The sequence below is a fragment of the Amycolatopsis mongoliensis genome (assembly GCF_030285665.1).
In the GTDB taxonomy this organism is placed as follows: Bacteria; Actinomycetota; Actinomycetes; order Mycobacteriales; family Pseudonocardiaceae; genus Amycolatopsis; species Amycolatopsis mongoliensis.
This window is the reverse complement of the sequence record NZ_CP127295.1, coordinates 3,990,727-4,016,711: the sequence shown is the minus strand read 5'-3', so window position 1 is coordinate 4,016,711 and position 25,985 is coordinate 3,990,727. Positions and strand designations below refer to the sequence as shown.

Below are 25,985 nucleotides of genomic sequence, written 5' to 3'. Positions count from 1 at the left end.
GCGGGCGGTCGGCCCGGGTGCACTTGTCACGACGAGCGGACACTCGCACGCGAAGGAGGGCCGCCCGGCACAGGGTCACAGGTGCTGTTCGGAGGGTTGCCAAGGCCGGTGCTTCCGGTCACCTTGCGCCGTCGAGAGGTTCTCGGGGCGGTGGGTGTCACCTACCCTGCGGTAGTGCGCGCAATCCTCGTCGTGAACCCCCAGGCCACCTCGACCACCGCCGGTGGCCGGGACGTCCTGGCGCACGCGCTCGCCAGCCAGGTGAAGCTCGACGTGGTCGAAACGGACTACCGCGGGCACGCGATGGCCGTGGCGCGCTCGGCCGCGCGGGACGGGATCGACCTGGTGGTGGCGCACGGCGGCGACGGCACGGTCAACGAGGTCGTCAACGGCCTGCTGGCGGACGCCGACGGTGACCCGGCCGAGATCGGGCCGGTGCCCGCGCTGGGCGTCGTGCCCGGTGGCTCGGCCAACGTGTTCGCGCGCGCCCTCGGCATCTCCGCGGATCCCGTCGAGGCCACCCACCAGCTGCTCAACGCGCTGGAGAACGACCGCTCGCGCCGGGTCGGGCTCGGCCTGGCCGACGGGCACTGGTTCACCTTCAACTCCGGGCTCGGCTGGGACGCCGACGTCGTCGGCCGGGTCGCGAAGCGCCGCGGCAAGCAGACGACCGCGGGCCTCTACCTGAGGGCCGCCGTCCGCTCCTACTTCCGGCCGCCGCTGGGCCGGCCGGCCCTGACCATCCGCGTCCCGGGTGAAGAACCCACCGAAGCGCTGACCGCTTTCGTGTCGAACACCGATCCGTGGAGCTACCTGGGCGAGCGTCCGATCCACCTCAACCCGGGTTGCTCGTTCGAGACGGGACTGGGCCTGTTCGCGTTGAACGGTCTGGGGTTGCCCACCGTGTTCAAGCATGTACGGCGTGCTTTGGCTACGAAGAGCAACCAGAAGGGCAAACGTCTCGTGCGTCACGACGACCTGCCGATGATCCGCATAGACGCAGCTGAACCGGTAAACTTCCAGGTGGACGGCGACCTCGTCGGCCAGCGGACCAGGGTGGAATTCTTCAGCGTCCCGAACGCACTCAGGGTAATCGTGTGACGACGGGACCGCTGATCGCCTGCGGCAAAGTGCAATCTGCCGTTCGTCGACGCAGAAGCTCCACTCAGCGCATCAGCCTTCCCTTCGGAGGGTTGTTTCGGAGAGAAACCGCAGGTCAGAGGGGTCGCTCAGCCGGGTGACCTGACTCACCGATCTTCAAGAAACCCTTGTCGAAAGCGGTGCTTCGTGAAAGCATTCACAAGCACCCAAAAACACGACCGCCATGACGACTGTGGCGCGGCCCTCCCGCGCCATATGAAGGAGCTCACGAACATGGACTGGCGCCACGACGCGGCCTGCCGAGACGAGGACCCCGAGCTGTTCTTCCCGGTGGGAACCAGCGGTCCTGCTCTGTCGCAGGTAGCTCAGGCGAAGGCCGTGTGCCACCGCTGCACCGTCGCTTCCGACTGCTTGGCCTGGGCTTTGGCCAGCGGGCAGGACGCCGGCGTGTGGGGCGGCATGAGCGAGGACGAGCGACGCGCGCTCAAGCGCCGCCGTACGCACATCGGCACGCGTACCAACGCCTGACTTTCATTCAGCTACACAGCATCAAGCTACACCCGAACCGAACAGGTAATTCGCCCGGGCTGGCACTGTTGTGTCCAGACCGTCTGGGGTGATACCTACCCGGCTCAAGTTTAACAACCGAGGCGAAACCACCCGGCAACGGGTGCGCTGAAACCTCACCAGGACTTCAAGTCCTCCCGCGAACGTTGAACGGCCCGGCACACGAGCACCACGTGCCGGGCCTTCAACGTGTGGGGGTTCCCGCCGCGATCCGCACCCGATCACGTCCGCCGAGACGGAGATTCCCGGCGGTGATCAAGTCCAAACGCGACTGTCTACAAGCGCCTCGAAAGAGGGATGCGCAGCGCGGCTTCGGTTCCCGTCACCCGGGTCGACGACGCCTCCACGCGCACCTTCCGCAGCGACAGCGAGCCCCGCAGCTCGGACTCCACCAGCGTCCGCACGATCTGCAGGCCCAGGCCGTCCGAGCGCTCCAGCGAGAACCCCGCCGGCAGGCCACGCCCGTTGTCGCGGATGACGACGTCCAGCCAGCGGGCCGAGCGCTCCACGATCAGCTCGACCTTGCCCGACCGGCCCGCCGGGAAGGCGTGCTCGATGGCGTTCTGGACCAACTCGGCCAGCACCATCACCAGCGGCGTCGCGATCTCCGCGACCACCACCCCGAACGAGCCCTTCCGCGTCAGGCCGACCTGCGACTCCGGCGTGGCCACCTCGCCGACCATCGGCAGCACGTTGTCGAGCAGCTTGTCGAGGTCGACGCGCTCGTCCACCGAGATCGACAGCGCCTCGTGCACCAGCGCGATCGACGTCACCCGGCGGACCGACTCCGCCAGCGCAAGCCGCGCCTCCTCCGACGACGTCCGGCGGGACTGCAGGCGCAGCAGCGCCGCCACCGTCTGCAGGTTGTTCTTCACCCGGTGGTGGATCTCGCGGATCGTCGCGTCCTTCGACAGCAACGCGCGGTCGCGGCGCTTGACCTCGGTGACGTCGCGGACCAGCACCAGCGCGCCCGCCGCCTGCCCGGCCGGCCGCAGCGGCAGCGCGCGGAACAGCACCACCGCGCCGCGCCGCGAGTCGGCCTCCGTGCGGCTCGACGGCTTCCCGTCGAGCGCCTCGATGATCCGGTGCGACACCTCGGTCGCGTCGAACGGGTCGCGGATCAGCGACCGCGTCAGCGGCGCCAGCCGGGTGCCGACCAGGTCGGACTCGTGCCCCATCCGGTGGTAGGCGGACAGGCCGTTCGGGCTGGCGAACACGACGGTGCCGCTGGAGTCGAGCCGGATCAGCCCGTCCCCCACCCGCGGCGAGGTGTGCGTGTCGGTCGCGTTGGTCCCGCTCGGCGGGAACGTGCCGTCGACGATCATCTGGCACAGGTCGCCGGCGCTGCCCAGGTAGGCGATCTCCAACGGCGAAGGCACGCGCGGTGCGGCCAGGTTGGTCTCGCGGCTCATCACGGCGATGACGTCGTCGTGGAACCGCACCGGGATCGCCTCGCGCCGCATCGGCAGGTCGCGGTACCAGTGCGGGTCCTCCTCGCGGCAGATCCGCGCCTCGCGCATGGCCTTCGCCAGCTGCGGGTGCTCCTCGACCGTGAACCGCGTGCCGACGACGTCTTCGGGGTGCGCGGTGGGCGCCGTCGTCGGCCGCGCGTGCGCGACGCAGACGAAGTCGCCGCCGTCCGGCTGCAGTTCCTCGGTCACCGGGACCCAGAGCAGGAAGTCGGCGAACGACAGGTCGGCCAGCAGCTGCCACTCCGCTACGACGGTCTGCAGGTGATCCGCGGCCTCCCCGGGGAGGCCGGTGTTGTCGGCGAGCAGTTCGGCGAGCGTGGACACGGTTACTCGACCGTCCCGAGGACGTCGCCCTGCTGGACCCGGTCCCCCTTGGCCACGACGAGGCTGGTCAGCGTGCCCGCCTTCTCGCTCACGGCGGGCAGCTCCATCTTCATCGACTCCAGGATCAGCACGGTGTCGCCGGCGTTCAGCGCGGCGCCCGGCTCCGCGACGACCTCGAGCACGGTGCCGACCATTTCGGCCCTGATCTCGGCCATCGACACCCTCCTCGTGCTCGCCCGACCACCCCATCCAACCAGAACGGGACGTCATGACACACTTGAGAGGTTGACCAGCTTTGCCGACGAGGAGTGAACATGTCGAAGCGCGCCCGCAAGCGTCGCGACCGGAAGAAGAACGGCGCGAACCACGGCAAGAAGCCCAACGCCTGATTCCCGGCGTCCGGCATGACGAAGGCCCCCGCACACCTGCGCGGGGGCCTTCGTCGTGCTCGGGCGCTATTCGGAACGCTGCTCGAGGGTGATCTCGGTGCGTTCCACGGTGAGGCCGCCGCGCGTGGCGACGGTCTGGCGGATCGACGCCCGCAGCCGGCTCTTCAGCTCGGCCGGGGCGTGGTCGCCCCCGCACTTGCGGGCCAGCAGCTGCTTGATGTGCTCGTCGATGCCGTACTCCTCGAGGCACGGCGGGCAGTCCTCGATGTGGGCGCGCAGCGCGGCGTCCCGCTCGGGGCTGCACTCGCGGTCCAGCAGCAGGTAGATGTCGGCGAGCGCCTCTTCGCAGCGGACCTTGTCCGACGCGCCTTCGCACATGTCGTTCATCGCCCCGCCACCTCCTCCTTGGCACCCCGGACGAAGCCACGCTCGCGGGCGACGTCGGCGAGCAGGTCGCGCAGCTGCGCGCGGCCGCGGTGCAGGCGGGACATCACGGTGCCGATGGGCGTGTCCATGATCTCGGCGATCTCCTTGTAAGCGAAGCCCTCGACGTCGGCCAGGTAGACGGCCAGCCGGAACTCCTCGGGCAGCTTCTGCAGGGCGGCCTTCACGTCGGTGTCGGGCAGGTTGTCCATCGCCTCGACCTCGGCCGAGCGCAGCCCGCTGGAGGTGTGGCTCTCCGCCTTGGCGATCTGCCAGTCGGTGATCTCCTCGGTGGGCTGCTGCACCGGCTGCCGCTGCCGCTTGCGGTAACCGTTGATGTAGGTGTTGGTGAGGATGCGGTACATCCACGCCTTGAGGTTCGTGCCCGCCTTGAAGGACGCGAAGGCCGCGTACGCCTTCAGGTAGGTCTCCTGGACCAGGTCCTCGGCATCGGCGGGGTTGCGGGTCATCCGCATCGCGGCCGAGTACAGCTGGTCGAGCAGCGGCATCGCGTCCCGCTCGAAGCGCTCGGCGCGCTCGGCCTCGGTCGCTTCTTCCGACGCTGGGTTCTGCGTGCTCGGCAAACCGTTCCCTTCCCGCTCGGCGTCGATGCGCGTGCGCGCATACGGCGACGTCGAGTTTACGCGGGGGCCGGGCACACCGCGGTTCGCCGGTGCCTGTGGGCGGCGGCGGCTGCGAGAGCGTGTGGTGGCGAGGGTTGTGGTCACGCCCCCTACAACCGATCGGGGGGAGCGAGCATTCCCTAGACTCCGGCCCATGGCTGGCAAGGGCACCCCGGCGACGGCGCTGTTGGCGAAGCAGAAAGTGGCGCACACGCTGCACGCGTACGACCACGACCCGCGGGCGGAGTCGTACGGGCTGGAAGCGGTGGAGGCACTGGGCCTGGAGCGCGCCCGGGTGTTCAAGACGCTGGTGGTCGAGGTGGACGGGCGTCTCGTCGTGGGTGTGGTCCCGGTCACCGGACAGCTGGACCTGAAGGCGCTGGCGGCCGCGGCCGGCGGCAAGAAGGCGAAGATGGCCGACCCGGCGGCGGCCCAGCGGGCCACGGGGTACGTGCTGGGCGGGATCTCACCGCTGGGCCACCGGAGCCGGCTGGCGGTGGTGATCGACGCCTCGGCGCCGACGTTCGAGACGGTGTTCTGTTCAGCGGGACGACGGGGGCTGGAGGTGGAGCTGGCCCCGGCCGAGCTGATCCGCCTCACCGGCGCGGTGGTGGCCCCGATCGCGGCCTGACCAGAGGGTTCACGACGGCGGCCAGGCTGTTGACCGCCCCGATGCGTCAGGCGCAACCAATGCCGCATCGGGACGCTCGGGCCAGGTCAGGCCAGGGGCCGCAGCACCCGGGAGAGCCATTCCGTCGCCGCCCGGGAGACCGTCTCCAGGTCCTTGCCCAGGTTGTGGTCCCCGTCCACCAGCACGAGCTCCTGGTGCGCCCCCACCTTCGGCCGCCCGAACGGGTCGCGCTCGCCCTGGATCACCAGGGTGGGGACCTCGACCGCGTCGAACTCCGGCTGGCGCGTCTTCTCCGGCCGACCTGGCGGGTGCTCCGGGAACGCCAGGCACAGCACCGCCACCGCCTGCCCGGCCGACGCCGTCCGGCAGGCCACCCGCGCCCCCGACGACCGGCCGCCGAACACGAACGGCAGGCCGTCGAAGCGCTCCGAAAGCTCGTCCGCGACCGTCAGCCACGCCGCGTCCAGCTGGTTCGCCGGGGCCGGGGCGCGGCGGCCCGCCACCTTGTACGGCTGCTCGACCAGCGCCACGTGCACGCCGGCCGCCTGCGCCGCCCGCGTCACCGCGACGAGGTCCTTCGCGCCGAGACCGCCGCCCGCGCCGTGGCCGAGCATGAGCACCGCCACGCCCTCTTCGGCGCAGTGCAGGTAGACCCGGGCCGGGCCGTACGCGGTGTCGATCGCGAGGGCCGTCATGACTTCGGCGCGTCGAACAACGCGCCCTCCTCCTCGAGCTGCTGCTGCGGGTCGACGCGCTCCAGCAGCTCGGGTCCGTTGTTGCGGACGTTGTTGACCAGGGTCGAGATCGGCCGCAGCTCCAGCGACGCCACGATGTCCTCCGGCGTCGGCACCAGCAGGTCCTTGACGTCTTCGCGGTCCGGGTCCAGCCACCCGTCCCAGTGCGCGCGGGGCACGATCAGCGGCATCCGGTGGTGGATGTCGGTGAGCTGGCCGGTGGCGTCGGTCGTGATGATCGAGAACGTGATCAGCGGCGACGCGTTGTCGTCGTCCTTGGGCCGCCAGCTCTCCCAGATCCCGCCGAACGCGATCGAGGAGCCGTCCGGCTCCGTCATGTAGAACGGCTCCTTCTCCTTGCCGGTGCGGCGCCATTCGAACCAGCCGTCGGCGGGCACCAGGCAACGGCGGGACACGAGCGCGCGGCGGAACGCCGGCTTCTCGGCGGCCGTCTCGGCGCGCGTGTTGATCATCCGCGAGCCGACCGACGGGTCCTTGGCCCAGAACGGCACCAGGCCCCACTTCATCATCCGCAGCGAACGCTCGGCGGGCTCGTCCTCGAGGACCTGGCCGTCTTCGTCACGCGGGTGCCGCTGCACGACGGTGACCACGTTCTTCGTCGGCGCGACGTTGTGGTCGGCGCGCGCGTGGCCTTCCGTGAGGTCGATGGCCTCGAACTCTTCGATCAGCTTCGCCGGGTCCTTCGTGGCGGCGTAACGGCCGCACATGGGCCAACCTCCTCTGCCGGAAACGTCCGGGACGCCATCGTTACACGCAGGCCAGGGCCGTGGCGAGCGGCGTGGGATCATTCGGGTGGGCACCGGTGCACGAGAGGACGAGGGTTTGGCGCGCAACGACTGGAGCAAGCTGGACGAGTCCGACGTCCGCGTGCGTCCGGGCAAGGGCACCCGGCCCCGCAGCAAGCGCCGTCCCGAGCACGCCGACGCCGTCAACGCCATGGTCATCGGCAAGGACCGCGGCCGCTGGACCTGCGCGGTCGACGCCGATCCCGCGCGGGTGATCACCGCGATGCGGGCCCGCGAGATGGGCCGGACCCCGGTGGTGGTCGGCGACCGGGTCGGGATCGTCGGCGACGTCTCCGGCAAGCCGGACACCCTCGCGCGCATCATCCGCGTCGACGAGCGGACCAGCTCCCTCCTGCGCACGGCCGACGACACCGACCCGTTCGAGCGACTGGTCGTCGCCAACGCCGAGCGCCTGCTGATCGTCACCGCGCTCGCCGATCCGCCGCCGCGGACCGGGTTCATCGACCGCTGCCTGGTCGCCTGCTACGCGGGCGGTGTCGAGCCGGTGCTGTGCCTGACGAAGGCCGACCTGGCCAGCCCGGACGAGCTCCTCGCCGGTTACGCGGGACTCGACATCCCGGCGATCGTGACCCGCTACGACGAAGAGCCCGAAGGCCTCGCCGAGATGCTGAAGGACCGCGTGACGGCGCTGGTTGGCCACTCCGGTGTCGGCAAGTCGACATTGGTGAACCGCCTGGTCCCGGACGCCGCGCTGGCCGTCGGCGTGGTGAGCGCCGTCGGCAAGGGGCGGCACACGTCCGTCGCCGCGGTGGCGCTGCCGCTGCCGGACGGCGGCTGGGTGATCGACACCCCGGGCGTGCGGTCGTTCGGGCTGGCCCACGTCACCGCGGACGACATCGTCGACGCCTTCGAGGAGTTCGCCGAAGCCGCCGAGGAGTGCCCGTCGGGCTGCGGGCACCTCGGGCCACCCGAGGACCCGGACTGCGCGCTCGACGACGTCGTCACCGAGGGCCGGGCGGGCGCCGAACGGCTCGCGTCGCTGCGGCGCCTGCTGACCTCCCGCGGCGGCCATGAAGTGACCCGCGTCACGGACGCCTGAGACAACCGGGAACCGAAGTCGGATCGTCACCGTCCCAGTGGTAACTATTCGCCCGTTCGGGCGATATGCCGAGCGGAAGATCCGACTCTGAGGGGAATTCGATGCGCAAGACGACCCTGGTCGCGGCGGGCGCCGCGCTGGTGCTCACGCTGACGGCGTGCAGCGGCAACTCCGGCACCGCCGAGCCGGCCGGCGCGGGCAACCAGACGCAGGCCAACGGCGGCGGCCTCCTCGCCTCGCCGTTCACCGACGCGATCCAGCTGGCGTCGGCGTCCAAGCAGGGCACCGAGAAGTCCAAGTCGGCGAAGTTCACCATGGAGGGCTCCGCCGCCGGCCAGACCGTCAGCGCGTCCGGCGCGATGGCCTTCGACGGCGCGAACACCAAGTTCTCGATGACCAGCACCGCGGCCGGCGAGACCACCGAGATGCGCATGGTCGACAAGGTCATGTACATCAAGCTGCCCGCCGACCAGCAGAAGCAGATGGGCACCGACAAGTCGTGGGCCAAGATCTCGGCCGACGGCACCGACCCGGTCTCGCAGGCGATGGGCACCGCGATGTCGCAGTCGGCGGAGCAGAGCGACCCGAGCAAGATCCTGGACCAGGTGTCCAAGGCGGGCCGGATCATCTCGTCCGACCAGACCGAGCTGAACGGCGAGAAGGTCAACCACTACAAGGTCGAGCTCGACGTCGCCAAGGCCGTCGACCAGTTCACCAGCCAGGTCCCGGCCGCGGCGCGCGAACAGCTCACCGAGAAGCTCAAGGGCAAGGACCTCAAGATCCCGGCCGAGCTGTGGCTGAACAAGGACAACCTGCCGGTGCAGGTCACCATGGACCAGGGCCCGATGATGCAGGCGATGGGCGCGCCGGCCGGTGACGCGAAGTTCACGATGAAGTACAGCGACTGGGGCACCCAGGTCGACGTGACGGCCCCGCCGGCCGACCAGGTCGTCGACCTCGGCGAGCTGATGAAGAAGGCCGGTCGCTGACCGGACGACGCTGAGTCACCGCGGCTCCCCCGAACGGGTTCGGGGGAGCCGCTGTGTTTTGGTGTGCCATGCGCAAAGCCGCCGTCGTGCTGCTCGTCCTGTTCGCCGGCGCGTGCTCCACCCCGCCGCCACCCCCCGCGTTCGCCGACTCGCGGGCGCTGGCCGACGCCGCCACGGCGGCCACCACGAGCGGCGGCTCGGCGAAGTTCGGCACGGACGTCGCCGTGGGCCAGGTCCGCTCGAAGGGCCAGGGCCAGGCGCGGTTCGGCGCGGGCGGGACGTCGCAGGTGATGACGACCGACTTCATCGGCGAGCCGATGGAGCTGCGGCTGGTGGCCGGAAAGCTGTACGCCAAGGTGCCCGAGGGTTCGCGCGAAGAGGTCGGCATGGGAAAGCCGTGGGTGGTGGTCGCCCAGGACGGCACGGACCCGTTCTCGCAGGTCCTCGGCGGCAGTCTCGCGCAGCTGGCGGCCCAGAACGACCCGGCGCACACCCTCGGCGAGATCCGGACGGCGGGCACGATCGTCTCGGCGGAGCGCGGGCAGCTGGACGGCGTGGCCGCGGAGCACTACCGCGTCGACCTGGACCTGGCTCGCCTGGGCACCGACCTGCCCGCGGGTCTGCCGGCGGACTCGGCCGGGCGGCTCGGCAAGTTCCCGGTGGAGATCTGGCTCGACGACGCGCACCGGCCGGTGCAGGTCGTGCTGGACCTGTCGCCGATCCTGCAGGGCGGGGAGGCTCGGATCACCACCCGGTACAGCGAGTGGGGTGCGCCGGTGGATGTGCAGCCGCCGCCCCCGGGTGAGGTGGGGTAGTCACGTTTTCGTCCCGCGTCTCGTCCGGTCTTCTGTCGAAAGGAGACGGACATGCGGGTGATGGTGATCGGAGCGACGGGCGTGCTGGGGGTGCCGGCGGTGGCCCGGCTGCTGGCGGCGGGGCACGAGGTGAGTGGGCTGGCCCGGGACGCCTCGCGCGCACCGGCCGTCGAGGCGACCGGCGCGAAGCCGGTACCGGGTGACCTGTTCTCGGCATCGTCGCTGGTGACGGCGTTGCGCGGCCACGACGCGGTGCTGAACCTGGCGACGCGCATTCCCCGGAAGGTGACCAGCAAGGCGGCCTGGGCGGCGAACGACCGGGTCCGGCTGACGGGGAGCGCCGCGCTGGCCGCGGCGGTCCGGGAGGTCGAGGAGCTGCGGACCGTGGTCCAGGAGGGGATCTCGTTCGTGTACGCGGACGGCGGGGATCGCCTGCTGACCGAGGACGCGCCTGTGCGCCCGCGCGGGGTGACGGCGTCGTCGATGGTGGCGCACGAGAACGTGGCGGCGCTGGAGGACCGCACGGTGGTGCGGTTGCGGATCGGGACACTGGTGGGGTCGGACACGCTGACGTCGGCGCTGCTGGCGTCCGCCCGGCGTGGGGCGCCGCTGATCATGGGGTCCCGGACGGATTGGACGACGGCGATCCACCCGTCCGACGCGGCGGCGGCCGCGGTGGCGGCGTTGGCCGCGCCCTCGGGCGTTTACAACGTGGGTGCGCCGGCGGTGCGGAAGGGCGTGCTGGGAGAGGCCATGGCCGCGGCGGCGGGGGTGCGGAAGGCGCGGGCGGTGCCGAAGTGGCTGCTCTCGCGGGTGGCGATGGCGGAGCCGATGGCCCGGTCGCAGCGGGTGGATTCGGGGAAGCTGATGGCGGCGACCGGGTGGCGGTGCGAGCGGCCGGTGCCGGGGCCGGACTGGTTCACCGCGGACTGAGGGTGCTGGGGCTCGCCCCGTCTTCGGCTGGGTCCCGCTAAGCCGAGTTCCCGGCGGATGTTTTTGCGGACGCAGGTCGGTCGCCTCGCCGACGGTGTCTTGAATGAGTCATTCACGGCGTGGGAGGTCGTGAATGACTCATTCCTGTCGTTTGCCGAAGGGCGCCGCAGCCGTCGAGCGGCGCCGGGACAGCCAGGGCCCCGCCGGAGAGCCCCCGCCATCCCCGCCCCGAGGAGGGGATGGGTGGGGGCGTGTCTTGGGCGGCCGGGAGGCGCTCCGGATGTCGTGAATGACTCATTCCTGTCGTCAGATGAGGTGAATGGGTCATTCACGACAGCACGACCGAGCCCCTCGACTCGCCGGTGCCGCGGTTCAGCCGCCCGATCCCCAGGTTGTCCACAGGAGCACCCACCTGTGGACAACTCAGAGCAGCTCCAGCAGGAAAGGCAGTTCCTGCGGCGCGTACCAAGCCAGCTCGTGATCCTCGGCGTCGCCCAAGGTGAACTCCGCGTCCGGGTCCCCCAGGTCCGCCGCGTCGATCACCGCCGCCGCCGCGGCCACCGCGTCCGCCGCCTCCGAGGCGTCCACGTGGATCGCCGCCACCGCCGACAGCGGGATCGGTCCCCCGATGCGCACCACCGGCGCGTCGAGGTCGGGGCGCAACGTCACGCCCTCGACGTCCGCCGATATCACCACCCGGCGCGGTTCGCCCTTCTCCTCAGCCGCGATCAGGCGCAGCGAAGCCCGCGCCGCGTCCAGCAGCGCCGCGTACTCCAGCTCCTCGTCCGACCCGCTCACGTACGCCTCGCGCAGCGCCGGGGTCAGCGCGAACGCCGTCCCGCTGCGGGCGCGGAACTCCCCCGAGGATTCGAGGTCGCGAAGCATCGCGATGGTCGCAGGCAGATAGACCCTCACCAGTGCGCACCCTTCAGCTCTTCCAAGGACTCTTCGATCATCCCGGCCACCAGGTCGACGTCGAACGCGGCCTTGCGGTCGCCGTTGAGTCCGAAGTAGACGCCGCCGTGGTAGGACGTCACCCCGATCGCCAGCGCCTGGGTGCGCATCAGCGGCATCACCGGGAACATCTCGACCAGTCTGGCCTCTCCCGCGTACATCGGCACCTGCGGGCCCGGCGAGTTGGTCACCATGACGTTGAAGATGCGCCCGGACAGCGACCCCGCCGCCCGCGCGCCCAGCGAATGGAGGGTAGCCGGGGCGAACCCGCCCACCTTGAGCAGCCCGCGCGCCGCCACCGGCCGTCCCGAGTCGAGGTGCTCGGTCATCGCGTGGCTGATGTGCTGCAGCCGCAGCACCGGGTTGGGCTCGCCGACCGGCAGGTCCACCAGGTATGCGGCCACCTGGTTGCCGACCAGCGCCGGCGTCGAGTACTCCGCCGTCTCCGCGTCGCGGACCGCCAGCGGCACCAGCGCGCGGATCGTCGCGTGCGGGGTCAGCGACTCCTCGCGCGAAAGCAGCCATTCGCGCAGCGCGCCCGTGACGGCAGCGAGGACGACGTCGTTGACCGTGCCGCCGTGCGCCGCGCGGATCTTCCGGTAGTCCTCCAGCCGCGTGCGCACCACCGAGAACACGCGCCCGCCGGACACCCGGACGTTCAGCGGCCCGGTCGGCGCCGGGTTGACCAGCGTCCGCAGCGTCGACGCCACCCCGCCGACGGTCTCGGCGAACTTGCCCGCCGTCGCGAACGCGTCGTTCGCCGCCGAGCGGACGTTCTCCACGACCTCGCCCGGCCGCTGGACGCCCTCGCTGACCGCGTCCAGCACCAGCTGTGTGCGGCTCGGCTCGCGCCGCGGGGTCCAGATGTCCTCGAACGGCTCCGGCTCGGCCGGCGTCGGGTCGAGGATGAGCTGGCCGAGCTCGATCGTGCCGACACCGTCCACAACGGACTGATGGGTCTTGGTCACCAGCGCCACCCGGTCGCCGGCCAGGCCCTCGATGAAGTATGCCTCCCAGAGCGGGCGCTCCGGCGCCAGCCGTCGCGACATCAGCCGCGCGACCAGGTCGAACAGCTGCTCGTCGCTGCCCGGCTGGGGCAGCGCCGAGCGCCGGACGTGGTAGTTGAGGTCGAAGTCGACGTCGTCCACCCACACCGGCCGCGCGAGGTGACCCGGCACCTCCAGCACGCGCTGGCGGTAGCGCGGCAGGTACGCCAGCCGCGCCCCGACGAGGTCGAGCAGCTGCGCGTAGCTGAACCCGGACCGCGGCCGCTCGAAGATCGCCACCCCGCCGACGTGCATCGGTGTCGCGTGGTCCTCGACGTAGAGGAACGAGGCGTCCAGCGCGGACAGGCGGTCGGGCATGAGCCGATCCTTACACAGTGCGAGACTGCCCGGTGTGGGTGATGAGTCGACTGTCTCGCCGAAAGACCGCTTCCTGACCGTCTACGGCCGGAAGCCGGTGCTCGAAGCACTGGCCGACGACGGCCTGCGCGTGGACAAGGTGATCCTCGCCGACACCGCCCGCGGCCCCGGCGCGGCGGAGATACAGCGCGCGGCGAAGGCCGCCGGCGTGGCGGTGCAGCGCGCCAGCGCCCACCGGGTCAAGGTGCTCGCCGGTAACGGCAAGCAGGACCAGGGCGTGCTCGCCGACGTCGTCGCGCCGCGCATGCGCGCGCTCGAAGCCGCGCTGTCGGACCGCCGACCGCCTTCGCGCGTGCTGCTGCTCGACGGCATCACCACGCCCGCGAACGTCGGGATGATCCTGCGCACGGCGACCGCCGCCGGGCTGGACGGCGTGATCGTGCCGCGCCGCGGTGTCGCGGCGCTCGACCCGATGGTGGTCAAGGCTTCGGCCGGGGTCGCCTTCCGCGCGCCGGTGCTGCGGTGCGGCTCCGCGCGCGAAGCCGCCGAAATGCTCACCGAAGCCGGCTACGGCCTTTACGCGCTGGGCGCGTCGGCGAAAACCTCGATTTTCGATTTCGACCTGCCGCAGCGCGCCGCGTTCGTCCTCGGCGGCGAGACGGCCGGGGTCGGCGGCGAAGTCGGCGAGCTCGTCACGGAATGGGTGTCGATTCCCATGCCGGGTGACGTCGAGTCGCTGAATGTCTCAGCTGCCGCCGCGGTCCTGTCGTTCGAGCTGGTCCGCCGGGCGCGGTGACGCTCAGAGGTCCGGGAACAGCGCGCCGAGTTCGGTGAGCGTCTCCTCGACCGACCGGTGGTGCACGCCGACCATGCCCGCCTCGACGGCGCCGCGGATGTTCGCGGCCGAGTCGTCGACGAACGCACAACGCACGGCGGGCAGGCCGAGCCGGTCGGCCGCGATGAGGTAGACCGCGGGATCCGGTTTCGCGACACCGACCTCACCGGAAAACACGAGGGCGTCGAAAAAGTCGAACATCGTGTTCTTCACCTCGGCCGACGCCCCGGGGGCGTTGGACAGCAGCGCGGTGCGGACGCCGCGTTCGCGCGCGGCCGCCAGGTAGTCGTAGAAGCGGCCGGCGTCGGGATCCGTGAGAACTCCGGCGAAATCGACCAATAACCCCTTCAGCACCGGCACACCATAGCGAGGGCGATGACCGCTGTCTCGCATAGCGCAACAACGGTCCGCGCCTACCGCACCGGCATCCGCGAATCCATGACTTCGGTGATTCTTTCCCGAATCGGGCGATTCCCGTCGCCTTTCCGGCCGGTTCCCCCCTCTAAGCGGAGGCAGCGGCGAAATGCCGCGGCCGGGAGGGGAGAAAATGTCCGAGGAACACCGCGTGAGAACGCTGGTCCACTACGAAGTGCCGCGCCGGGCCGAACGGCCGGCGGCGGTGCCCCCGCACGGACACCGCCGGAGCGACGCCCGGTGGCCGGTGCCGAGACAACTCGAGGCGGGCGAGGTCAGCCATCTGCTGAAGATGCTGCTGGAGGCGTACGACGGCCGGCGGCCGGTGCCGCAGATCCGCGGGATGGTGGCGCCGGAGGTCTTCGCCGGCCTCAGCGGGCCACACCCGGGGCGGCCGCGGCACCGGATGGGCCGGGTGCACGTGTGCACCCCGGTGCCGGGGGTGATCGAGGCGTGCGCCCGGGTGGAGGCGGACGGCCGGTCGTTCGCGCTGGCGGCCCGCTTCACCAGGACCCCGGCGGGCTGGCAGTGCGTGCGTTTCGCACTGCTGAAGCCGGGTCGGCCGGACCAGCAGGCGCGACGGCCGGCGGCGGCGTGAGCCGCGCTCGCCCGGCCCGCGCACCGCCGGGGTTCGACGGTCGACGGACCGCCCGGCAGCGCAACGCACCCGGCTGAGGCCACCAGCAGAGCCGGGCGCAACGCCGAGTCCGGCCTGCGTGCAACTCCCCACCCCACCGGCCCGGTCGTGACCGGCAGTCCGGGCTGGAACCTACCGACCACTCGCGACCGGCAGCGTCGCCAAGCCGCGCAGGGTCGTCGTCGCGGTCCACTTCGGATCGCCTGCCGCCCGTAACTCCGGCAGACGGCGGGCCAGCTCCCGGAACACGATGCGGCCCTCCAGTCTCGCCAGTGGGGCGCCGAGGCAGAAGTGGATTCCCTGGCCGAACGCCAGGTGCCGCCCCGGCGCGCGGGACGGGTCGAACGACTCCGGGTCCGGGCCCGCCGACGGGTCGCGGTTGGCCGCTCCGATCAGGACGATCGCCTGGCTGCCCGCCGGCACCGCCACCTCGCCCAAAACCGTGTCGCGCAACGCTGTCCGGGCCGTCAGCTGGACCGGCGAGTCGTGGCGCAGCACCTCCTCCACCACCCGGTCGGGCGCCTCCGCCGCGGGGCGCAGGCCGTCCGGGTGCCGCAGCAGCGCCAGTACTCCGTTGCCGATCAGGTTCGTCGTCGTCTCGTGGCCGGCGATCAGCAGGAGCGTGAGCGTCACCAGCAGCTCGCCCTCGCTGAGCACGTCACCCGCGTCGGACACCGCCACCAGCGCGGACAGCAGGTCGTCCCCCGGCTCGCGGCGCCGCCGGTCCGCCAGCTCGCGGAAGTAGCCGACGAACGACTGTCGCGCCCGGACGGCCGGCTCGACCGTCTCCGGGCGTTGCAGGAACGGCGGGTCCAGCGCCCGCGCCAATGCGTGCGACCACTCCGCGAAGCGCTCGCGGTCGTCCAGCGGTACCCCGAGCAGCTCCGCGATCACCTCCACCGGCAACGGCTTCGCCAGCGACGTCATCAGGTCGAACTCGCCGCGCACGCCGTCGATGAGCGACGCGGTGATCTCCTCGATCCGCGGTGTCAGCTGCTCGACCATCCGCGGCGTGAACGCCTTCGCCACCAGCCGCCGCAGCCGCGTGTGGTCGGGCGGGTTCAGGGACAGGAACGCCCGGACCACGCGTCCCGATTCGTCGACCGGCTGGTCCGGAAGCCGGTCCGCCGGATCCAGGTACTCCGGTTCGGGGTGCCCGAAGGCCGGGTCGCGCAGCACCTGGGTGGCCTCGGCGAACCCGCTGACCGCGAACATCCGCTCGGCCAGTTCCGCGACGGGGAAGCGCTCGCGCCACCGCCGGTAGTGCGGGTACGGATCCGGCCGCCGCTCGGCCGCGAACAGCGCGAAGAACTCCTGCGGATCCAGCTGCTCCCCCTCGCAAAAGAAGGCGGGGTGCGCACGGACTTCCGCACGCACCCCGGCCCCGGCTACGTCAGCGACGCGGGCCCTTCCTGCCCTTCTTCTGGGCATCGCGCTGCGCGGCACGGCGGTCACGGCGGGTTCCGCCGGCGCCACCGCCCGCGGCCTGCGCGCCGCCCTCGGCGTGGGACTCGACCTCGCCGTCCTCGCCCGGACCGGACAGTGTCACGCCCGGCTGCTGGCCACCGCCGCCGAGGCCCTTGCCGCGCAGGGCGGCCGGGACGGACTCGGTGTCGGTCGTCGGCGGCTGCGGCGGCGCCGGCCGCGCGTGCCGGCCTTCGGAGGGCTGGCCGTTGCCCGAAGCGACGCCCGTCGGCAGCGCGGCGGCGTCCTCCGCCGGCGGCGCCTCGGCCCGCTCGACCTGCAGGTTGAACAGGAAGCCGACGGCCTCCTCCTTCAGCGAGTCGAGCATCGCGCGGAACATGTCGAAGCCCTCGCGCTGGTACTCGATCAGCGGGTCGCGCTGCGCGAGCGCCCGCATGCCGATGCCCTGCTTGAGGTAGTCCATCTCGTAGAGGTGCTCGCGCCACTTGCGGTCGAGGACCGTCAGCATCACCTGGTGCTCCAGGGTCCGCATGCCGTCCGGGCCGACGAGCGCGTTGATCTCGGCTTCACGCTTGTCGTAGGCGTTGCGGGCGTCTTGCACCAGCGCCTCGCGCAAGCTGTGCGCGTCGAGGTCGCCGTCCTCCATCAGGTCGTCCCAGTCGATGCTGACCGGGTAGAGCTGCTTCAGCGCCGTCCACAGCTTCTCGTGGTCCCAGTCCTCGGCGTAGCCGTTGGCGGTCGCACCGTCCACATAGGCGTTGACGACGTCCACGAGCATGCCCTCGATCTGCTCGCGCATGTTCTCGCCGGCGAGCACGCGGTGGCGCTCGGCGTAGATCACCTTGCGCTGCTCGTTCATGACCTCGTCGTACTTGAGGACGTCCTTGCGCTGCTCCATGTTGATCTGCTCGACCTGGGTCTGCGCGCTCTTGATGGCCTTGGAGACCATCTTGTGCTCGATCGGCACGTCGTCGGGCAGCCGCATGGTGGTCATGACGCGCTCGACCATCGTTGCGTTGAAGCGGCGCATGAGCTCGTCACCGAGCGAGAGGTAGAAGCGGGACTCGCCGGGGTCGCCCTGGCGGCCCGACCGGCCGCGGAGCTGGTTGTCGATGCGGCGCGACTCGTGCCGCTCGGTGCCCAGCACGTACAGGCCCCCGGCCTCGCGGACCTCTTCGGCCTCGGCCTTCGACTCCGCCTTGACCTGCTCCAGGACCTCGGGCCACGCGGCCTCGTACTCCTCGGAGTGCTCGACCGGGTCCAGGCCCCGCTCGCGCAGCACCTGGTCGGCGATGAGGTCGGGGTTGCCGCCCAGCACGATGTCGGTACCGCGGCCCGCCATGTTCGTGGCGACCGTGACGGCGCCCTTCTGGCCGGCGCGCGCGACGATCAGCGCTTCCCGGTCGTGGTGCTTCGCGTTCAGCACCTCGTGCGGCACGCTCAGCTTCACCAGCAGCTTCGACAGGTGCTCGGACTTCTCGACGCTGGTCGTGCCGACCAGGACCGGCTGGCCCTTCTCGTGCCGCTCGGCGATGTCCTCGGCGACGGCCTCGAACTTGGCCTGCTCGGTCTTGTAGATCAGGTCCGGCTGGTCGGCGCGGACCATCGGCCGGTTCGTCGGGATCGGCACCACACCCAGCTTGTAGGTCTGGTGGAACTCGGCGGCCTCGGTCTCGGCCGTACCGGTCATGCCGGCCAGCTTGCCGTAGAGGCGGAAGTAGTTCTGCAGCGTGATCGTCGCCAGGGTCTGGTTCTCGGCCTTGATCTCGACCTTTTCCTTGGCCTCGATCGCCTGGTGCATGCCCTCGTTGTAGCGGCGGCCGACCAGGATGCGCCCGGTGAACTCGTCGACGATCATGACTTCGCCGTTGCGGACGATGTAGTCCTTGTCCCGGTGGAAGAGCTCCTGGACCTTCAGCGCGTTGTTCAGGTACCCGACCAGCGGGGTGTTCGCGGCCTCGTACAGGTTCTCGATGCCGAGCTGGTCCTCGACGAACCGGACGCCCTTCTCGGTGACGGCGACGGTGCGCTTCCGCTGATCGACCTCGTAGTGGTACTTCGAGTTGATCAGGTTCGCCTTCTCGGTGCGCTCGCGCGAGCCCATCGTGGTGGTGTCGATGCCCTGCATCAGCGGCGCGAGCCGGGCGAACTCGACGTACCAGCGCGACGACTGGTCGGCCGGGCCCGAGATGATCAGCGGCGTCCTGGCCTCGTCGATGAGGATCGAGTCCACCTCGTCGACGATGGCGAAGTGGTGCCCGCGCTGCACGCAGTCGTCGAGGCTCCACGCCATGTTGTCGCGCAGGTAGTCGAAGCCGAACTCGTTGTTCGTGCCGTAGGTGATGTCGGCGTTGTACTGGGCGCGCCGGACGTCCGGCTGCTGCTCCGAAAGGATGACGCCGACCTCGAGGCCGAGGAACCGGTGGATGCGGCCCATCCACTCCGAGTCGCGCTTGGCCAGGTAGTCGTTCGTCGTGACGACGTGGACGCCCTTGCCGGGGATGGCGTTGAGGTAGGCCGGGAGGACGCAGGTGAGCGTCTTGCCCTCACCGGTCTTCATCTCGGCGACCTGGCCGAGGTGCAGCGCCGCGCCGCCCATGAGCTGGACGTCGAAGTGGCGCTGGCCGAGCACCCGCTTGGCCGCCTCCCGGACGACCGCGAAGGCCTCGGGCAGCAGGTCGTCGAGGGATTCGCCGTCGCCGTTCCGCTTGCGGAACTCCTCGGTCTTGGTCCGCAGCTCGGCGTCGGTCAGGTCCTTGACGTCGTCTTCGAGGGTGTTGATGTGATCGGCGATGTTGCGCAGCCGCTTCACCATCTTGCCCTCACCCGCGCGGAGCAGGCGGTTCAGCACCATCCGGTCGACCTCACTAGCTGATCTTGAGCGCGCCCAGGCCGGTCCCGGGCAGATTCTCACGCGGCGGCGGCCGCGGTCGGCGCCACCATCCCACCCCATCGTAGGGAACGGTGGGCGTCGTGTGCACACGCCGTAGGTCCTGACATGCGGATGGCCCGCACGCGAGCCGCGTGCGGGCCATCCGGAGGGCCTCCTTCAGTACCGGCTCAGCCGAGCCGGATCACGCCGTAGTCGAAGCCTTTCCGCCGGTAGACCACGCTGGGCCGGCCCGCCTCCGAGTCGTTGAAGAGGTAGAAGTCGTGGCCGACCAGCTCCATCTCGTAGAGAGCCTGGTCCACCGTCATGGGTTCCGCGGTGTGCTGCTTCTCGCGAACGACGCGACCGGGCTGGTGACCCAGGTCGTCGTCGGCCCAGCTCTGCTGCTGGGGCAGGTGGATCTCTCCGGCACTCGCGAAGCCGTTCGTCTGCGGTTCGGCTTCGGGTGCTTCCAACACCGCGGTACGCGCGGCGGGACTGGCGGCCGCCGGGGATCCACCACCCGGCAGTACCGAGGTCGCTTCGGCGACCGATTCCGGGCGGCTGCGCCCGTAGTGCACGCGCCTCCGGTCGTGCGTCCTCCGCAGCCGGTTTTCCAGCTTGGTGACTGCGGAATCAAGCGCTGCGTAGAAGTCGGCGGCACACGCTTCAGCGCGTACGGCCGGGCCTCGCCCCTTTCCGGTGATTTCGACGCGCTGGCAGCTCTTGGCCTGGCGTCGGTTGGGTTCGTGGAACAGCTCCACGTCGTACCGGATGACTTTCCTGTCGTAGCGCTCGAGCCGGGCCAGCTTTTCGCTGACAAGCGCCCGATAGTGGTCGGGCACCTCCACGTTGCGGCCCTTGACGACGATGTCCATACACGACCTCCCTCGCTTCGATGACTGCGAGCTGTTGAGTTCACACACGGCGCCGGTATTGCGGGGACGGAAGCCCGGATCGCGGGCTGAGAAGGAACTCGGGAACGGTTCACGACGTCTCGTGCCGGGGCCCGAGCGCGGACTCAGCGCACCTCCGGCGCCAGGGACATGGGCTCGTCACCTCCCTGCCTGCGGGGATTGCTGATAGCGGAGCACGTTAGCTTCCTCACGCCCGGAGCAACAGCCCCCGAGCCGGGGGATGTCGAGGAATGAGACTCCGTCACCCCGCGCAGTGAGCGGAGGGTGAACACCAGAAAACTCCCGCTGGTCGGACGCGCGCGGCGCAGCCCGGCTTCACACGGACGGCGCATCACCACCGACTGGTGGACGCCGAGGGTGACGGCCATGTCCGCCGCAGCCGCCACGCCGGTGGAGTGGTGTGGCAGCCGAGTGTTCGTGATCGACACCCTCATGCCGGGACAACGGCCGCGGGGCCGGTTGCGTTCCCGCCGGATGTCACTCGTGTAGGTGACATAGGGCTTCACCCGGGTGCGGAGTGAGCCGGGGTGTGCGGGATGGCGGGGTTTGCGGTGGTGGTGGCCGTCGCGGGTGGCCGACGGGAGCGGTGGTGGCCACCGGTCGGTGACTGCCGCGACTTCCGCCCGGGCGGAACGGCCCCGCCGCCGCTGCATTTGCCCCGGACGGGTGCCACCAGAGCGGCCCGCGCGACGGCGCCAGGCAGCGGCAGAGCCGACAGCCAGAGGCGGCCTGCGGTACCGCGACGGCTACCGCGACCAACACCGAACTCGCGTCACGCGACAAGGGACACGAATTCACCCCGCCGCGAGCAACGTCAGGACCGCCGCGACCTCGATCCCCTCCTTCTCCAGCGCCCGCACGCAAGCGGCTGCCGTGGCTCCCGTGGTGATCACGTCGTCGAGCACCACCACCGGAAACCCCGGCGGCGGACGCCCCGCCTCGCGGAAGCGCAACCGGCCCGCCAAATTGGCCACCCGTTCCGCGCGGTCCAGGCCGACCGCGTCGCGCGCGCCGCCGGCCAGCTCCAGTGCCGGGGCCACCGCCACTTCGACACCCTCTCCCGCCAGGACGCTCGCCGCCGCGTTCGCCAAGCGCTCGACGTGGGGGCCGCCGCGGACCCGGGACGCCGACCGGCGGCTCGGTGCCGGCACCAAGCAGATCCCGCGGCGCGCCGGGGCCGCCGAAGTCCTCTGCAGCGGCAGCACGGCCAGAGCCGCCGCCAACGCCCGCCCCAGCGAAGCCGCCAGATCCCGGCGCCCGCGCTCTTTGTAGGCGATCAGCAACCGCCGGGCCACGCCGCGGTACCGGGCCAGCGCGAACACCCGCGCCGACCCCGCCACGGGCACCCGGACGACCTCGGACACCGAACCCCAGACCCCCGCGCACCGGGCGCAGCAGGGCGCCCCACGGGCCCCGCAGCCGGCGCACCGGGCGGGGATCAGCAAGTCGAGCAGCAGCACACGGACAGTGTCCCCGCCACCACCGACAGTTTCGGAAGCGTCAGCCCGGGTAGAACGGATCGGCGTCCTTCACCGAGTGGTTCTGCGGCCGCCACACCTCACCCAGCACCGACGCCATCCACAGGCCGCTCGCGTCCGCCACCACGATCGGGCGGCCCGGCGCCGCCGTCACGCCGTGGACCTGAGGCGTCAGGTTGGAGCTGTTGAACGCGTCCATCCGCTGCCCGTCCACCGTCACGCGGACCACCGGCTGGGACGTCGACCTCGTCACCGCCACCAGCATGTCCGGGGCCAGCCAGTCCACGTCGACCACGTCGCGCAGGTCGTGCGGCTGCAGCAACCTCGGCTCGCGCAGGGCCACCGAATCGCCGCTGCCGACCACCGAAGCCACCCACAGCTGCCCGTTCACCACCGCCGCCACGCGAGCGCCGTCGCGGGAGAACCGCAGCTCCGTGATGTCACCCTGCTGGGTCAGGTCCGTCGCGTTGACCTGCAGCGGGGTCCACTGGTTGTCCGGGTTCACCACCATCCGGGCCACCGACACCTGGTCGACCACCGTCCACACCTCGCCGGTGCCCGGCCGCCACGTCGGGCGGCTCAGCGTGGTCCCGCCCAGGCCGACCAGCGGCAGGTCGTGGCCCAGGTCACCGATCCGCAGGCGCACCCGGCCGCTGTCGCGCTCCACCACCGCCAGGCGCTTGCCGTCGATCGACTGGGCCGCGCTCACGACGTCGTAGCCGCCGTTGCCCGCCGGGCCCGCGACCGGTGCGCCGTCGAGCAGTGACCGCACCCGGCCGCCGACCGTCATCAGGCCCGGGAGCTGCTGGCTCGGCGACAGCGTCGCGCCGTACGCGGGCAGCTCGTTCGAGCGCCAGTCCGGGTGGTTCGCGACCAGCGGGGCACCGTCGGCGAGGATCCGGATCCGCGCCGACGTCACGTACTGCAGCGTCAGGACGATCTGCGCGGCGATCAGGTTCCGGGTGGCGTCGGCGACCCCGGACAGCCCGGTCAGCGGCACCAGCAGCGTCCCGTCGTCGAGGCTCTTGACGTTGGTGTCGATCTCCACCGGCTCGCCGAGCAGGTTCTTCACCGCCCCGGCCAGGCTCGTCGACGGCCCGTTGACCAGCAGGTACATCACCCGGCTCGGCAACCCGGACTGCGGCTTCGCGACGACGTAGCGCCGGTCGGGGACGAAGGTGGCCGACTGCTCGGAGTAGAAGTTGACCGGCACCTCGGTGTAGTTCTCGCTGAAGTCCGACTCGGTCGCGTACAGGTCGGGCGGCGGGTCGACGATCCGCCACTGGCCGTTCGCCTGCTTGCGCACCTTCACCTTGAGCGCCGCCGGGGTGTAGTCCGGCACGAACGCGCTGTTCTGGTCGAGCGTGCCGACGTCGATCCCGCGCACGTTGACGACCAGGGTGTTCGGGTCGGGCTGCGGCGACGGGTCGTAGACCGTGCCGAAAGTGTCCTGGATGATCGTCAGGCTGCGGCTCGGGCGCCAGTTCGCCCGGCTCTGCTCGTCCAGGTAGGCGCGGGCGGCCGCGTTGTTCTGGCCCGGCTTGAGCGTCGCGCCGACGAAGTCGCGCACGAGGGTCAGCGGGTCGATGTCCGGCTTCGGCTCGGGCACGACGTCGCCCGAACCCTGGCCCTGGCGTTCGCCGGAGACGACCACGGGCTGGGACTCGAGCGGGACGTTCGCGCAACCGGCGACCAGCGCCAGGCACAGCACCACGGGCAGAAGGCGTTTCAACCGGGACTTCACTGACCGATTTCCTCACGTTCGGCGAAGATCGCCTCGGGCGCCGGCGTGATCTCGATCAGCCCGAGGGGCACCTCGACGGCCGCCCGGTCGGGCGGCGGCAGCACCAGCGGCGGGTCGCCGGCGGGCACGTCCTGGCGGCGCGGCAGCACGAGCCGGAAGCACGCGCCGTCGCCGGGTTCGCCCCACGCGTCGAGCTCGCCGCCGTGCAGGCGCGCGTCCTCCTGGCTGATCGCCAGGCCGAGCCCGGTGCCACCGGTGCGCCGGTTGCGCGACGGGTCGGCGCGCCAGAACCGGTTGAACACCAGGTCGGCCTCGCCGGGCCGCAGGCCGACGCCGTGGTCCCGGACGGTCACCGCGACCGCGGTCTCGTTGGCCCCGACGGTGAGCACCACCGGCTTGCCTTCGCTGTGGTCGACGGCGTTGCCGAGCAGGTTGCGCAGGATCCGCTCGACGCGCCGGGCGTCGACCTCCGCGACGACCTCCTCGTCGGGCAGCACGAGCTCCACCGAGCTGCCCGCGTTGCCGGCGATCACCCGCACCTGCTCGACCGCGCGGGTGGCGATCGGGCGGACGTCGATGAACTCCGCGGACAGCTCCTCGACACCGGCGTCGAGCCTGCTGATCTCCAGCAGGTCGCCGAGCAGCGACTCGAACCGGTCGAGCTCGTCGACCAGCAGCTCGGTCGAGCGCGCGAGCCCGGCCGGGAACTGCTCGCGGGACGCGTGCAGCACGTCCGCGGCCATCCGGACGGTGGTCAGCGGTGTACGCAGCTCGTGCGAGACGTCGGAGGTGAACCGGCGCTGCAGCCCGCCGAACTCCTCGAGCTGGCGGATCTGGCCCTGGATGCTCGCGGCCATCCCGTTGTAGGACACCGCGAGCTTCGCCAGGTCGTCTTCGCCGAGCACGGCGAGGCGCTGGTCGAGATCGCCCCCGGCGAACTGCTCGGCCGCCGCCGCGGCCTGCCGGACCGGGCGCACCACCTGCCGGGTCACCAGGTTCGTGATGCCCGCCAGCAGGAGCAGCAGCACGAGCCCGCCGACGAGCAGCGTGTTCTGCACGGTCGCGACGGTGTTCTGCTCGGTCGTCAGCGGGAACAGCAGGTACAGCTGCAACGGGGTGGCGACGGTGTTGAGCGGCGTGCCGACGATCAGGTACGTCGTGCGCCCGCCGTCGGGATCGGAGACGGTGTGCTCGAGCCAGCTCATCTCGTTGGCTTCGACGAACTGGCGCAGCCGCGGCGGCACGTTCTCGAACGGCCCGGCCGACGGGGGCTCCGCGGCGGACTGGTCGTGGCCGCCGCTGGCGAGCACCGGGATGAACGTGCCCGCCGCCGAACCGGCCGCGTCCTTGCTGGTCGGCGTGATCGCGATCTTCTTCAGCGCGTTCTGGAGCCGGTCGCCCATCGCTTCGTCGGTCTCGGCACCGAGGCCGACCAGCTCACCGGCGGCGGTGTCGCCGGCCGCGCGGGTCTGCGCGATGGCGGCGTCGCGCTTGGTGTCCAGCAGGCGCTCGGTGATCTGGTTCTGCAGCACCATGCCGAGCACGAACACGACGGCGGAGGACAGCGCCAGCGTCGAGACGGTGACGCGGAACTGCAGCGAGTGCTTCCACAGCTCGTTGAACGCGACCGCGCGACGGCGCGCGAAAACGACGACACGCCGCACCAGGCGTGCCGTCGAACGCGCGAAGGCGGGGAGCCGTCTGCCGGTCTCCGTGGTCATGGAGCCATCACGGCGGGCCGGCCTTGTACCCGACGCCGCGAACGGTCAACACCACCTCGGGGTGTTCCGGGTCCTTCTCGACCTTGGAGCGCAGCCGCTGGACGTGCACGTTCACCAGGCGGGTGTCCGCGGCGTGCCGGTAGCCCCACACCTGCTCGAGCAGCACCTCGCGGGTGAAGACCTGGCGCGGCTTGCGGGCCAGCGCCACCAGCAGGTCGAACTCCAGCGGGGTCAACGGGATGGCCTTGCCCTCGCGGGTGACCTCGTGCCCCGGCACGTCGATCGCCAGGTCGCCGATGGTGAGCGACTCCGCGGGCTCGGCCTCGGTGCGGCGCATCCGGGCCCGGACCCGCGCGACCAGCTCCTTCGGCTTGAACGGCTTCACGACGTAGTCGTCCGCGCCGGACTCCAAGCCGAGCACGATGTCGACGGTGTCGCTCTTGGCGGTGAGCATGACGATCGGCACCCCGGACTCGGCGCGGATCGCCTTGCAGACGTCGATCCCGTTCATCCCGGGCAGCATCAGGTCGAGCAGGACGAGGTCGGGTTTCAGCTCACGCAGCGCGGGAAGCGCGCGTGAGCCGTCGGCGACCACCGCCGTGTCGAACCCCTCCCCACGGAGCACGATGGTGAGCATCTCCGCGAGGGCGGGGTCGTCGTCGACCACGAGAACACGTGCCTTCATGACCACATATTCGCACTAGTTCCGGCGGCCGGACGCACGACCCGCGTGTTTGACCACCAGAAAGATCAAGATCGC

Annotated in this window: 26 protein-coding genes; 10 read left to right on the top strand and 16 right to left on the bottom strand. The window is 71.1% G+C overall.

Going from position 1 to position 25,985, the window contains the following annotated elements; genetic code table 11:
- Positions 1–174: 174 nt before the first annotated feature.
- Both QRX60_RS19600 and QRX60_RS19595 read left to right on the top strand, forming a co-directional pair.
- The gene (locus QRX60_RS19600) at positions 175–1,101 is read left to right on the top strand and encodes a diacylglycerol/lipid kinase family protein (RefSeq protein WP_286002206.1); all 927 of its coding nucleotides are present in this window, start codon (positions 175–177) and stop codon (positions 1,099–1,101) included.
- Between the two features lie 273 nt (positions 1,102–1,374).
- Positions 1,375–1,629 carry a WhiB family transcriptional regulator gene (locus tag QRX60_RS19595; RefSeq protein WP_072481920.1) on the top strand — a complete coding sequence of 85 codons (255 nt, stop codon included), beginning with the start codon at positions 1,375–1,377 and terminating at the stop codon, positions 1,627–1,629.
- Between the two features lie 314 nt (positions 1,630–1,943).
- Here QRX60_RS19595 and QRX60_RS19590 read toward each other — a convergent pair whose 3' ends face one another.
- A complete protein-coding gene (locus QRX60_RS19590) occupies positions 1,944–3,464 on the bottom strand; it encodes a sensor histidine kinase (RefSeq protein ID WP_286002205.1) in 1,521 nt (506 codons plus the stop codon).
- Positions 3,465–3,466: 2 nt separating this feature from the next.
- Positions 3,467–3,679: a biotin/lipoyl-binding carrier protein gene (locus QRX60_RS19585; RefSeq protein ID WP_286002204.1), complete on the bottom strand. Its 213-nt coding sequence runs from the start codon at positions 3,677–3,679 to the stop codon at positions 3,467–3,469.
- 99 nt (positions 3,680–3,778) lie between these two features.
- Between QRX60_RS19585 and QRX60_RS51610 the strand changes: the two genes are divergently transcribed.
- Positions 3,779–3,853, top strand: coding sequence for a 50S ribosomal protein bL37 (locus tag QRX60_RS51610; RefSeq protein WP_098515123.1), 75 nt, complete (start codon positions 3,779–3,781; stop codon positions 3,851–3,853).
- Between the two features lie 66 nt (positions 3,854–3,919).
- Here the strand turns inward: QRX60_RS51610 and rsrA are convergent, their stop codons facing one another.
- Entirely contained in the window at positions 3,920–4,240 is a 321-nt protein-coding gene (gene rsrA, locus QRX60_RS19580) for a mycothiol system anti-sigma-R factor (RefSeq protein ID WP_286002203.1), read from the bottom strand.
- Positions 4,237–4,860: a sigma-70 family RNA polymerase sigma factor gene (locus tag QRX60_RS19575; protein WP_332845835.1), complete on the bottom strand. Its 624-nt coding sequence runs from the start codon at positions 4,858–4,860 to the stop codon at positions 4,237–4,239. Before QRX60_RS19575 ends, rsrA begins: the two co-directional genes overlap by 4 nt.
- Before the next feature lie 193 nt (positions 4,861–5,053).
- On the opposite strand from QRX60_RS19575, the gene ybaK reads away from it, so the two are divergent.
- Complete coding sequence (gene ybaK / locus QRX60_RS19570; protein ID WP_286002202.1) at positions 5,054–5,530, top strand: Cys-tRNA(Pro) deacylase; 477 nt, start codon at positions 5,054–5,056, stop codon at positions 5,528–5,530.
- A gap of 86 nt (positions 5,531–5,616) precedes the next feature.
- Here ybaK and QRX60_RS19565 read toward each other — a convergent pair whose 3' ends face one another.
- Both QRX60_RS19565 and QRX60_RS19560 read right to left on the bottom strand, forming a co-directional pair.
- Positions 5,617–6,225, bottom strand: a complete 609-nt coding sequence (locus QRX60_RS19565; protein WP_286002201.1) for an alpha/beta hydrolase family protein — start codon at positions 6,223–6,225, stop codon at positions 5,617–5,619.
- On the bottom strand, positions 6,222–6,992 hold the full coding sequence (locus QRX60_RS19560; protein ID WP_286002200.1) for an SOS response-associated peptidase: 771 nt from the start codon (positions 6,990–6,992) through the stop codon (positions 6,222–6,224). Before QRX60_RS19560 ends, QRX60_RS19565 begins: the two co-directional genes overlap by 4 nt.
- 115 nt (positions 6,993–7,107) lie before the next feature.
- On the opposite strand from QRX60_RS19560, the gene rsgA reads away from it, so the two are divergent.
- From rsgA to QRX60_RS19540, 4 genes are all read left to right on the top strand, one after another.
- Entirely contained in the window at positions 7,108–8,130 is a 1,023-nt protein-coding gene (rsgA, locus tag QRX60_RS19555; RefSeq protein WP_286002199.1) for a ribosome small subunit-dependent GTPase A, read from the top strand.
- A 101-nt stretch (positions 8,131–8,231) separates the two neighbouring features.
- Complete coding sequence (locus QRX60_RS19550) at positions 8,232–9,119, top strand: LolA-like protein (protein ID WP_286002198.1); 888 nt, start codon at positions 8,232–8,234, stop codon at positions 9,117–9,119.
- A 68-nt stretch (positions 9,120–9,187) separates the two neighbouring features.
- Positions 9,188–9,934 (top strand): hypothetical protein, encoded by a 747-nt coding sequence (locus QRX60_RS19545; RefSeq protein WP_286002197.1) that lies wholly within the window; start codon positions 9,188–9,190, stop codon positions 9,932–9,934.
- Positions 9,935–9,985: 51 nt separating this feature from the next.
- Positions 9,986–10,867 (top strand): NAD-dependent epimerase/dehydratase family protein, encoded by an 882-nt coding sequence (locus tag QRX60_RS19540; RefSeq protein ID WP_286002196.1) that lies wholly within the window; start codon positions 9,986–9,988, stop codon positions 10,865–10,867.
- 423 nt (positions 10,868–11,290) lie between these two features.
- Here the strand turns inward: QRX60_RS19540 and QRX60_RS19535 are convergent, their stop codons facing one another.
- Both QRX60_RS19535 and QRX60_RS19530 read right to left on the bottom strand, forming a co-directional pair.
- Positions 11,291–11,782 carry a DUF6912 family protein gene (locus QRX60_RS19535; protein ID WP_286002195.1) on the bottom strand — a complete coding sequence of 164 codons (492 nt, stop codon included), beginning with the start codon at positions 11,780–11,782 and terminating at the stop codon, positions 11,291–11,293.
- On the bottom strand, positions 11,779–13,185 hold the full coding sequence (locus tag QRX60_RS19530) for a WS/DGAT/MGAT family O-acyltransferase (RefSeq protein ID WP_286002194.1): 1,407 nt from the start codon (positions 13,183–13,185) through the stop codon (positions 11,779–11,781). The genes QRX60_RS19535 and QRX60_RS19530 overlap by 4 nt, the downstream gene beginning before the upstream one ends.
- 34 nt (positions 13,186–13,219) lie before the next feature.
- On the opposite strand from QRX60_RS19530, the gene QRX60_RS19525 reads away from it, so the two are divergent.
- Positions 13,220–13,981 carry a TrmH family RNA methyltransferase gene (locus QRX60_RS19525; RefSeq protein WP_286002193.1) on the top strand — a complete coding sequence of 254 codons (762 nt, stop codon included), beginning with the start codon at positions 13,220–13,222 and terminating at the stop codon, positions 13,979–13,981.
- Between the two features lie 3 nt (positions 13,982–13,984).
- Here the strand turns inward: QRX60_RS19525 and QRX60_RS19520 are convergent, their stop codons facing one another.
- Positions 13,985–14,359 (bottom strand): HAD-IA family hydrolase, encoded by a 375-nt coding sequence (locus tag QRX60_RS19520; protein ID WP_286003646.1) that lies wholly within the window; start codon positions 14,357–14,359, stop codon positions 13,985–13,987.
- A gap of 226 nt (positions 14,360–14,585) precedes the next feature.
- Between QRX60_RS19520 and QRX60_RS19515 the strand changes: the two genes are divergently transcribed.
- The gene (locus QRX60_RS19515; protein ID WP_286002192.1) at positions 14,586–15,032 is read left to right on the top strand and encodes an Rv3235 family protein; all 447 of its coding nucleotides are present in this window, start codon (positions 14,586–14,588) and stop codon (positions 15,030–15,032) included.
- A gap of 171 nt (positions 15,033–15,203) precedes the next feature.
- On the opposite strand, the gene QRX60_RS19510 is transcribed toward QRX60_RS19515, so the two are convergent.
- From QRX60_RS19510 to mtrA, 7 genes are all read right to left on the bottom strand, one after another.
- Complete coding sequence (locus QRX60_RS19510; RefSeq protein WP_286002191.1) at positions 15,204–16,448, bottom strand: cytochrome P450; 1,245 nt, start codon at positions 16,446–16,448, stop codon at positions 15,204–15,206.
- Positions 16,449–16,464: 16 nt separating this feature from the next.
- On the bottom strand, positions 16,465–19,350 hold the full coding sequence (secA, locus tag QRX60_RS19505; RefSeq protein ID WP_286002190.1) for a preprotein translocase subunit SecA: 2,886 nt from the start codon (positions 19,348–19,350) through the stop codon (positions 16,465–16,467).
- Positions 19,351–19,556: 206 nt separating this feature from the next.
- On the bottom strand, positions 19,557–20,243 hold the full coding sequence (gene hpf, locus QRX60_RS19500; RefSeq protein ID WP_286002189.1) for a ribosome hibernation-promoting factor, HPF/YfiA family: 687 nt from the start codon (positions 20,241–20,243) through the stop codon (positions 19,557–19,559).
- A gap of 833 nt (positions 20,244–21,076) precedes the next feature.
- Entirely contained in the window at positions 21,077–21,739 is a 663-nt protein-coding gene (locus QRX60_RS19495; protein WP_456298895.1) for a ComF family protein, read from the bottom strand.
- A 43-nt stretch (positions 21,740–21,782) separates the two neighbouring features.
- Entirely contained in the window at positions 21,783–23,492 is a 1,710-nt protein-coding gene (locus QRX60_RS19490) for an LpqB family beta-propeller domain-containing protein (protein WP_286002187.1), read from the bottom strand.
- An 8-nt stretch (positions 23,493–23,500) separates the two neighbouring features.
- Positions 23,501–25,225, bottom strand: a complete 1,725-nt coding sequence (mtrB, locus tag QRX60_RS19485) for an MtrAB system histidine kinase MtrB (protein ID WP_286002186.1) — start codon at positions 25,223–25,225, stop codon at positions 23,501–23,503.
- A gap of 7 nt (positions 25,226–25,232) precedes the next feature.
- A complete protein-coding gene (gene mtrA, locus QRX60_RS19480; RefSeq protein WP_005150760.1) occupies positions 25,233–25,910 on the bottom strand; it encodes an MtrAB system response regulator MtrA in 678 nt (225 codons plus the stop codon).
- Positions 25,911–25,985: the final 75 nt, after the last annotated feature.